At 43.4% G+C, this 10529-nt stretch carries 6 protein-coding genes; 3 read left to right on the top strand and 3 right to left on the bottom strand.

Going from position 1 to position 10529, the window contains the following annotated elements:
• Positions 1-248 precede the first annotated feature (248 nt).
• Positions 249-878: a Uma2 family endonuclease gene (locus QUA13_RS29860; protein WP_333204389.1), complete on the top strand. Its 630-nt coding sequence runs from the start codon at positions 249-251 to the stop codon at positions 876-878.
• Between the two features lie 62 nt (positions 879-940).
• Here QUA13_RS29860 and QUA13_RS29855 read toward each other — a convergent pair whose 3' ends face one another.
• Positions 941-6451: an AAA family ATPase gene (locus tag QUA13_RS29855; RefSeq protein WP_333204387.1), complete on the bottom strand. Its 5511-nt coding sequence runs from the start codon at positions 6449-6451 to the stop codon at positions 941-943.
• A 422-nt stretch (positions 6452-6873) separates the two neighbouring features.
• Entirely contained in the window at positions 6874-7314 is a 441-nt protein-coding gene (locus QUA13_RS29850) for a KTSC domain-containing protein (RefSeq protein WP_172189928.1), read from the bottom strand.
• Between the two features lie 431 nt (positions 7315-7745).
• Here QUA13_RS29850 and bchB point away from each other — a divergent pair, with 431 nt between their 5' ends.
• Together bchB and QUA13_RS29840 are read left to right on the top strand one after the other, a co-directional pair.
• Positions 7746-9272, top strand: a complete 1527-nt coding sequence (bchB, locus tag QUA13_RS29845) for a ferredoxin:protochlorophyllide reductase (ATP-dependent) subunit B (protein WP_190659189.1) — start codon at positions 7746-7748, stop codon at positions 9270-9272.
• A gap of 72 nt (positions 9273-9344) precedes the next feature.
• The gene (locus tag QUA13_RS29840; RefSeq protein ID WP_333204385.1) at positions 9345-10136 is read left to right on the top strand and encodes a DUF1963 domain-containing protein; all 792 of its coding nucleotides are present in this window, start codon (positions 9345-9347) and stop codon (positions 10134-10136) included.
• Positions 10137-10215: 79 nt separating this feature from the next.
• Here QUA13_RS29840 and QUA13_RS29835 read toward each other — a convergent pair.
• Positions 10216-10529: DUF5615 family PIN-like protein (locus QUA13_RS29835; protein WP_333204383.1), on the bottom strand; the 314-nt coding region annotated here is incomplete at its 5' end.

The following is a 10529-nucleotide window of genomic DNA, read 5'->3' as shown; positions in this document are numbered from 1 at the left end:
ATCCAAACTACCGAAAACTCCTAGAATACGGCTCTCTCAGAGCCTGACTCTCCCAAAATATGTCCGAACTGTTGCATGGACGCTTAGAACTGTCTGGTGTGTATCGGCTAAAAAATGGTGTAATAGATGGAGAAAAGCTGAATACTTGGATGGAGAACCCGATTCTAAGTAGCTCTACCTAAAAAAACGTAGGATAGATTGAGGCTAGTAGAACGGGAAGTGCACTCGGAACCTATCGGCGGGGATAAGTGGCAACGCAGAATCGCGATCGCCATCTTGGAGCTATTATAAAAACAGACTTCATTCCCGATCGCATTATGGTTACTTTATCCGATCGCCTATCGATGAGCGCAGAAGAATATTTAGCTTGGGAACCCACTCAAGAACAACGCTACGAGTATTGGGATGGCGAAGTAGTCGCGATAAGCGGCGCAACCCGCAATCACAATCGGATTTGCCTCAACTTCTTCAAGCTATTAGACGATCGCCTTAATCTCCCCTACGAAATTTACATCTTAACTGTGAAACTACGGGGAGAAATAGGGCAAAATTATTTTTATCCTGATGTTATGGTAACTTGCGACGATCGCGATAACGATCCGGAATTGGTGCAATTTCCTTCCTTGATTATCGAAGTTTTATCACCTTCCACCGAAGCAGTGGATCGCGGCGCAAAATTTGCTAAATACCGCCAATTTTTAAGCTTACAAGAGTATGTCTTGGTGCAAGTTGAACAGCCAGGAGTAGAGATGTTTCGGCGCGCTCAACAGGGGCAATGGGTGCTGTCTGAGTATGGTTTGGGCGATTCTTTGCTACTTGAATCGGTTGGTGTGGAAATTGCGATCGCAGATTTATACCGCCAAGTACAATTTTCTTAGTCCGCGAAGGCAGATTTCGTTTGACAAGAAGCCAATTCCATTCGCCATTTTTCTTTATTTCCTTACAAAACTTGCCTGGGGGCGATCGGAATTTCAATAATAAACTCGCTCCCATCTCTCGGTGCAGACACGCAAGTCAACTTTCCGCCGTGAGAGCTAACCACAATCGAGTGCGAAATAGACAATCCCAAACCAGTTCCCGAACCCACTGGCTTAGTTGTAAAAAACGGATCGAATATCTTGTGCAGCACCTCAGTGCTCATTCCAGGGCCGTTGTCAGCAATTCTAATTCTAGCAGAATTCCTCTCTGTCACCTCTGTTGAAATTGTAATAGCAGGCTGGTTCTGAGAGTTTTCCGGGCAATCTCTTGCTATGAGGAGAGCATCGATCGCATTTGTCAAAATATTCATAAATACCTGATTCAACTGAGACGCATAACAAGTAATTAGTGGTAGCGTGCTGTAATTTTTAATCACCTCAATTCCCAAACGCCCGCCCTCTTTTCTCAGGCGCGGTTGCAGCAACATCACCGTACTGTCGATGCCTTGATGGATATCTACCGACTTCATTTGCGCTTCATCGAGGCGCGAGAAATTCCGCAAGCTCAGCACAATATCCCGGATTCTTTCCGCTCCTACTTTCATAGAATCCAGCAGCTTTTGCAAATCTTCGCTCAAAAATTCTAGCTCAATTGTTTCTATTTCCTCTAGGATTTCATCAGCAGGTTCGGGATAGTGCTGCTGGTAAAGCTCAATCAATTTTAGCAAGTCTTTAACGTATTCGCTAGCCGGATTGAGATTGCCGTAAATGAAACTTACAGGATTATTAATTTCGTGAGCTACACCAGCCACCATTTGGCCCAAACTCGACATTTTTTCCGTTTGGATTAATTGAGCTTGAGTTAGTTTCAGCTCGCGCAAAGTTTGTTCTAAACGCTCGTTTTTTTCATTTAACTCCTGCGTCCGCTCTTGCACTTTCTGTTCCACGGAATTGTAAAGTAGAGCATTTTCCAAAGAAATAGCAACTTGCGAAGAAAGCAACCTTAAAACTTCCAATCTGTGGGGAGTAAATGCTCCGACAGTTAAATTGTTTTCTAAATAAAGAATGCCGATCAGTTTGCCTTGATTGATAATAGGAGTACACAAAATAGATTGGAGGTGGTGTTTGGCGACGTAAGGATCGGCTGTAAATAGTCCCTCAGCCGCCGCATTGCTCAACACCAAATCCGATCGAGTCCTTTCCACATAATTAATCACCGTCACAGGTAAATCCTGATAGTCTCCAACAGGCGTAAATTGCAGCACGGCTACATCTTCAGAAAATACTGACGCTTTAGCTGAAATCAACAGTTGACCATCTCTTACTAAGATCAGAAAACCTAATTGAGCACCCGCATTCTCTAAGGATATTCTCATTAAAGAAGCCAGCAACTTATCGAGGACAATTTCGCTAGAAATTGCCAGAGATGCTTTCATTACCGTTGCTAAATCGAGCACTCTTGCATCGCTGCCAGTAGAAGTATGAATAGTTGTTGTAGTTTGATTGTTGTTAAAACTTCCGTTGAGCGGCGTCATTTCCCGCAACTGCGGATACTTCTGTTCTAAATCTTCTACTTTGCGGACTGCACCCCAGCGCAAGTAGCACGAGTGAGCTTCGCGCAAATGGATTTTGGCATATTGATACTTGCCTTTACTCAACCAAAACTTAGCTGCTAGTTCATTAGCCAGCGCTTCATTTTGGACAAACTCATTGTCTTGAGCTAAACTTATAGAGAAATCGTACAGCTCTACAGCTTCTGAATCTTTCTTAGAAATTCTGGCTATTTCTGCTTGTACTAAAAGGTACTTGTGAAGAAAATTTTCGGCACAGTTGTCTGCCCAAATTTTCATCTGTTTTTGGTTGGCTTCTAACTTTTCCAAGTATTGCTTTTGCTTGTCTTCAGAAACATTTGGGAAAACGGCGGCTAAAACTAGAGAAAAGAAAAAATTCCATTCTGTAGCTGGTATCGCTCCGGTAATAAAAGATAGCTGTTTTTCTACTTCAAAAGCTAGTTCTAGTGCTTCATTGAAGTTGCCGTACCAGTACATTACCTGGCATTTGCGAATCTGATAAAGGCAGAGCGAGTACAAATTTTGATGAGCTTTACAGTTGTTGACGTATTCAGCTTCGCTGATATCTTCGCTTTCAAATACAAACTTTTCAGAAGTTAGTTTGCTCAAGTTGCGCAGGATTAACTCTACCCCTAATAATATATCGGTTACGAGCTGATTTTTGGTTTTTTGGCTGAACTGCAAATACCTGCTTGTGTCGGCCAGAATTTGCGAGATTTCTTTACCTTGAAAAAATGAGTTAGCTATGCGGTTGGACAGGATATAACCCGCATACTCTAAATCTCCCGATTCTAAAGCTGCTTGATATCCTTCATTGCTGATTGCGTGGGAATCTTTGATGTGATTGAACCAGTAATAAAAAATACTGACCAGGGATGAACAAGCTCTGCACTTCAAGCCGATATTGCCAGATTTTTCGCTGAGATTCAGCGAGAGCAAGCCGAATTGATACGCAGCTTTGTAATCTCCCGAAACTGCGTTTAAGAACATACCGTAGCCAGCATAGCAAAGAGAGGCTTCGGGTACTAAACCGTATTGTAGAGAAAGATTGACTCCTTTTAAAACGCTGACTTTCCACAAGTCGGGATTTTTGAGGTACGCCGATGTGAGCAAGTTTGTAATTAGTTTGACTGCAACTTTTTTGTCTGGTACAGTCATTTCCGGGGCGTCTATCAGGGAAGCTATTTCTCTACCAGCTAAAATATTTGTGGCTGCCGCAAATTCTTCGGATATGACTTTTTGTAGCCCGTCTAGCGGCAAGTCAATTCCGAGCAAGTCCAAAGCTTGGATTCCGGCTTTAACGGCTTCTTCGTACTTCGCCCGCAGGGTGTACTGCACGATCAGCAGGTTGTAAATTTCTACCTTTTCTAATGCCGATCGCGCTTTTTCCAAAGTTATATTAATAAATTCTTCAGACTTCTCAAAAAAACCGTTTAAATACTCAACATTTGCCCGCTCCATGTGCAAGGCAAAGGCTAAATCGTAGTGGGCATCCCAAATATCCGCGCTCAAACCGTCCATGCCTGCGGTCAAATACTGCAAGGCAGCAACATAAGCAGTGGCATCTTTGGCTCTGCGGGCGGCGTCTAAATTCAGCGTTGCCAGTTCAATTAATTCTCGATCGTCTTTAATTAGCGATCGAGCTACGTTCAAGTGATCGACTAATTCAAAGATTCTGTCAGCGCGATATTCAGCCGGAGTGTTTTCTAGGATTTGCCTGCCTATTTTCAGGTGAACTGCCTTTTTTTGCGAGTCGTCGATCAGAGCGTAAGCTGCTTGCTGTACCCGATCGTGCAAAAATTTATAATTCAGAATTAATAGCGGAAACAGCACGTAATCTAATGACTTGCTTTCCAATTCCGAAGTGGGCAGGATCAGTCCCGACTTAATCGCCGGCAACAGGTGAGAAAAAGTTTCCGAGGCTTCTTTTTCATGAATTAAAGAAAGAGTGTTTAAGTCAAATTCGTTGCCCAAACAAGCCACTAAACGCAAAACTTGCTGCGTTGAACTTGGCAGTTTTCTCAATTTTTGTACCATCAAATCTACTACATTGTCAGTGATAGCGCACTGCTCAATTTGACTCATATCCCAATGCCAGCCGCCCTTGATCCCCGACTGTGGCGGCTGAAAAACTAGCAAGTTTTCCTGATACAATGTTTGCAGGAATTGATTGACAAAAAAAGGATTGCCATCGGTTTTGCTGATTACCAATTCAGCTAAGGGTTTCACAGATTCTCGATCGCTGTGCAAAGTCTCGGCAATCAAATGAGTTATGTTTTCCACCCCCAGCGGCGACAAAGCAATCTGATTAATGATAGCTTCCTGATTTCGCAGCGTCTCCACAGTCATCATTAAAGGATGAGTGGGACTAACTTCATTATCCCGATAAGCGCCAATTAAAAACAGATATTGCGTAGCTTCATCTGTCATCATCAATTCGATCAGCTTGAGAGTAGCAGAATCAGCCCACTGCAAATCGTCGAGAAAAATTACCAGCGGATGTTCTGGCTGGCAAAATACGCGAATGAAATTTTGAAAGACTAAATTAAAGCGGTTCAGAGATTCCGTCGGCCCCAATTCAGCTACAGGAGACTGAGCTCCGACAATTAGTTCAATTTCCGGAAGGACATCAATAATAATTTGCCCATTTTGACCGAAAGAACTGCGGAGTTTTTCGCGCCAAACTGCTAATTGAGCCTCGCTTTCAGTTAAGAGTTGTCGCACCAATTCCGAAAAAGCGCTGACAACGGCAGAGTAAGGAATAGTTCGCTTGTACTGGTCAAACTTTCCCCCAATAAAATAGCCACGCCTGCGGGTAATAGGTTTGTCTAAAATCTTCACCATTGCCGATTTGCCAATGCCGGAATAACCAGCAATCAGCATCATCTCGCTGCGAGATTTATGCTGTCCTCTCGATAAGACTGACAGGGGAATTTCTTTCCTGGATTTGCTCTCTTTCTTGATGACAGAAATTTGGGATTGTTCGGTGCGGGTTCGATTATTTGTTGCTGCTACCCGTTCAAATGCTGCTAAAAGAGTTTCAACTTCTCGCTGTCTGCCGTAAAGTTTTTGAGGGATTTGAAATTTGTCGGAAATATCTTGGCTGCCGAGAGGAAACTCGGAAACAACCCCAGATGTTTGCCACTGAAACAAGCAGGATTCCAAATCTGCTTTTAGTCCCCAAGCGCTTTGATAGCGCTCCTCAGCGGTTTTTGCTAACAATTTCATCACAATATCTGAAACAGCTTTAGGAATTTCTGGGGCTATTTCAGCGAGAGGTACTGGCTGTTTGGCTATGTGACAGTGAACTAACTCCATGGGATCTGTAGTGGGAAAAGGGAGTTGTCCTGCCAGGATTTCATAGAATGTCACGCCGAGGGAATAAAAGTCGGTGCGGTAATCGATTACCCGGTTCATTCTGCCGGTTTGTTCGGGCGACATATAGGCTAAAGTGCCTTCTAAAAAATTAGGATTTTTATTCGGAACGTGTTCCAGGTTTGATGCAGTTGAGATGCTGAAATCTATGAGTTTAACTTGTCCTGTAGCTGGATTAAAAACTATATTAGAGGGGTTGATATCTTTATGAATTACATTTTTACCATGAATCTCTCCCAAAGTTTCAGCAACTTTGATTGCAGTAGTCAGAAATCCTAAAATTGTAAATTTTTGGGAAGCCATAAAGATTTTTAAAGATTCGCCCCCAAAATCTTCTAAGATCATTGCCAGACTATTTCTAACCTGCTGCAACTTGTAAACTTTAACAACTCCGTCCAGCAGGTTTAAGTTGGCAGTAATCTCATATTCGCGCTTGTATCTATTCAGTTCTTCAGGAGTCGGATAGTCTTCTTTGATAAGTTTGATAATAACAGGTTGGTTGTCCTGCTCGTTGTGGCCGCGGTAAACCAGGGAAGTGCTGCTTTCATAAATGAGAGCGAGAACTGCAACGCCGGGAATTGCCATCATAGTTGGGTTCTCTCAAATTAGGTGTGCTTGGTCAATGTTACAGGACTTACGCGCGGCGGGCTAGAAACCCTGTTTCTTCGTTGCTAGTCGTTGACGAACCCAAGATTTTCTCGTATAAGCCGGGTTTCTTTTCGTAAATCCTATGTTATCCTTCATTATCGCTCAAGAGATATCTTTTGGGATGTGTGGGAAGACACGCCTTGACAGCAAAGAACTGCTGAGGTGACAAAAGCGCCTTCGGGGTTTCGTCACCTCAGCAGTTACGTAAAGAAAAGCACAAATATAGGATTGGTGCAAGGATTTACTGTGAGACTCGATCGCACGCCTGACAAAAAAAAACAATCTCAGCTTTTAGGAGATTGCTTGAATTAAGGCCTCACACCTCAATAAAACCGCCCAAAGGTGCAACTCCTAACTAAACGCTAGTCATCAACGCGCCGGCTCGAATAATAACCTTTAATCTCGGAGTTAAAAAATTTTCCTGTAGAATCAGCATCTTGTAGAGATTCCCACATTTGGGGTTCCACATCGCTGTATTGATAGACTGACCCGCTGCTAAATTCTATTTGCAAAACTTGCTCCTCTTCGTCGTATCCGATCGATCTAGCCATTTCGGAATCTACCGACATCATCGCAATTGGTTCTGGGCTTGAAGCAATTTCTTTTAATTCTATACCAGCACTGAGTTCTGTTGAATCTGTATTCGCGATGAAATCAACCATTTGCAGCCCTTCCTTTGCAGCTTCGGGAGCGACAATTTCGATAAATTCGACTTCTTCCCCCCGCTCGATTAACAGTCCTAGCTTGCCGTTAGAGTGACCAACTGCTAATACGTTGCTCAAGTCTATTTTGGATAGTTTCATGGGATTTGTCAAGGATTGATTTTACGTCAATATCTCCCCCGCTTTGCAACTTTTGATGCCGGGAAAATAGTGTATTAATTAATAGTTTATCCTGAGTTGGCTAAAAAGTCAATATATAGCTTTGCGAAAATTCTGGCAGCAATCTAGGTGTAAGTTGCGCCTGGGGTATCCTACGTTGATAAAATTTGCAGATTTCTTAACGAAACTTGACAATAAATTAAGAATTATTGCCATAAAACAAAGGTAAAGTTATGGGAATTGCCAGTTAAATCCCAAGCAGCAAAAGCGTTTGAGCATTTCTCAAATCTGTAAATCCTCAGAAAGTTACTATTTCTAAAGGATTCATCCGGTGAGAAAATCAGAAACAACCTTAAAATTTAGCAGTAATCGCCCGATCGGGCAATTCTCAACCAGCACCAGGAAAAATACCTATGAAATTGGCTTATTGGATGTACGCAGGCCCAGCCCACATCGGCACTTTGCGCGTCGCCACTTCCTTCAAAAACGTCCATGCGATCATGCACGCACCCATTGGAGACGACTATTTTAACGTCATGCGTTCCATGCTGGAGAGGGAACGGGACTTTACCCCGGTAACTACCAGCGTCGTTGACAGACACGTACTGGCGCGGGGCTCGCAGGAACGGGTGGTGGACAACATCACCCGCAAAGACAGAGAAGAACACCCAGATTTAATCGTGCTCACCCCGACTTGCACCTCCAGCATTCTGCAAGAAGACTTGGAAAACTTCGTGGAGCGAGCTCAATTGGATGCCAAAGGCGATGTATTGCTGGCCGATGTCAACCATTACCGCGTCAACGAACTGCAAGCTGCCGATCGCACTTTGGATCAAATCGTCCAGTTTTACATTAACAAAGCCCGCAAAAAAGGCGATTTAGTAGAAGCCAAAAGCGAAAAACCATCTGTCAACATTATCGGTATGTCTACGCTGGGTTTCCACAACCAGCACGACTGCACCGAGTTGAAGCGTTTGATGGCAGATTTGGGCATTGAAGTCAACGAAGTTATTCCCGAAGGTGCTTCGGTTCACAACTTAAAAAGACTGCCGCGCGCTTGGTTTAACTTGGTTCCTTATCGGGAATTGGGGATGATGGCCGGGGAGTATTTGCAAAAAGAATTCGGCACGCCGATGGTGGATATTACGCCGATGGGTGTGGTAGAAACTGCGCGCTGCATTCGCAAGATTCAGCAAGTTTTGAATGCTCAAGGTGCGGATGTTGATTACGAAAATTTCATCGACCAACAAACGCGGTTTGTGTCGCAGGCTGCTTGGTTTTCGCGATCGATCGACTGCCAAAACTTAACCGGCAAAAAAGCCGTCGTATTTGGCGATAATACGCACGCTGCGGCGATGACGAAGATTTTGGCTCGCGAGATGGGAATCCACGTTGTCTGGGCTGGAACCTACTGCAAACACGACGCTGACTGGTTCCGGGAACAGGTTAGCGAGTATTGCGATGAAGTGCTCGTTACGGACGATCACGGGGCGATTGGAGATGCGATCGCGAAAGCGGAACCTTCGGCGATTTTCGGTACGCAAATGGAACGCCACGTAGGTAAGCGGTTGGATATTCCCTGTGGCGTAATTGCTGCACCGATTCACGTCCAAAATTTCCCGATCGGCTACAAGCCATTTTTGGGTTATGAAGGGACGAATCAGTGCGTAGATCTGGTTTACAATTCCTTCACTTTGGGAATGGAAGACCACTTGCTGGAAATCTTCGGCGGCCACGATACCAAGGAAGTGATTACCAAGGGTATTTCGGCTGATTCTGATATGGGTTGGACGAAGGATGGACAGGCAGAATTGAATAAAATCCCTGGTTTTGTGCGGGGTAAGGTGAAGCGGAATACTGAGAAGTTTGCGCGCGATCGGGGGATTGATAAGATTACCGTTGAGGTGCTGTACGCGGCGAAGGAATCTGTCGGCGCTTAATGATTTGTTGGGCGGGCAAATGCCCGCCTTGCAAAGTTTTGTTTTGGATTTAAAATAAGTTGCGAGCGGTTTATGAACTACAAACTTGATGTGCCGCTATCTCCCAAACTAGAAAAGTATCGCGATCGAATCGAATCAACTATCAAACCCTATATTGAAATTACAATTCAAAACAACGAACCTGCGAACTGGTGGCAAAGTAAATTTGGTGGGTTGCCATACTTACCTAAAGGATTCGAGTATCCTAAAACTCCTAATGGCGATTGCTTCTTATTGCTTGCCCAAATCAACTTTTCTGAAGTACCGTCTCTTGAAGGTTTTCCCGAGCGAGGAATCTTGCAGTTTTATCTTCCAGACGATGAACTATATGGCTTATCTTTCGACTATGGTGAAGATATTTTTCAAATTTTCTATTTTCCAGAACCAGATTTAAACCTTGAGAATATCATCACCAATTATGATTTTTTGCCCAAATTTCAACGCGGCCCTATTTGGGGAAGTTGCAGTTTGCAATTTACTAAAAAGTATGCGCCAATTACCGATTGCGATGATGGATTTACAAAGTTTTTAGGAGAAGATTTTTATAAATTATTTAGAGAAGACGATGAAGTTTGGGACAATTATATAAATCTATGTGTTCCTCACGGTCATAAAATTGGTGGCTATCATGATTCTTTTCAATCAAACGATCCTAGACCCGATTGCGAAAGCGATCCGTATAGCCTTTTATTTCAAATGGATTCCGATGGAAATGATGTAATAGATATTCTGTGGGGCTTTGGTGGCGTAGGTAACTTTTTTGTCAAAAAATTAGCACTACAAAAATTAGATTTTAGCGATGTTATCTACGAGTGGGATTGTTGATGGAGGGTAAAAAAGGCTATGTCGATCGCTATTTCGGAAATTGTCGATCGCGACGCACCCTACGGTATCTGGTAAATTTTTAGTCAGATTCATCTGACGATATTGCTTGATACTCCAAAAGCTGTTCCCTTCGGATAATCCACAATTTACCCGCAACTTCTGCCGCATCCAATCCGCGAATTAATATTTCTACTGCTGCTTGCAAATCTTGCGGTTGCGCTTGAGAAGGCAGACGCAGTACCACAATCCCAGAATAATCAGAAGGATTGTAGCGGAGGCGATTGCCAAACCCCCTATCCAAAGTCACAAAACATCTATAGACCTCTTGCGAAAGTGCGATCGTTCTAGGTAAAATAAAAGAAAAAATGAGCTTAATAATATGAATTACGAACA

The sequence above is a fragment of the Microcoleus sp. S28C3 genome, from assembly GCF_036700785.1.
GTDB lineage: Bacteria > Cyanobacteriota > Cyanobacteriia > Cyanobacteriales > Microcoleaceae > Microcoleus > Microcoleus asticus.
Note: the sequence above shows the minus strand (reverse complement) of the source record. Positions and strands in the feature narration are given on the sequence as shown.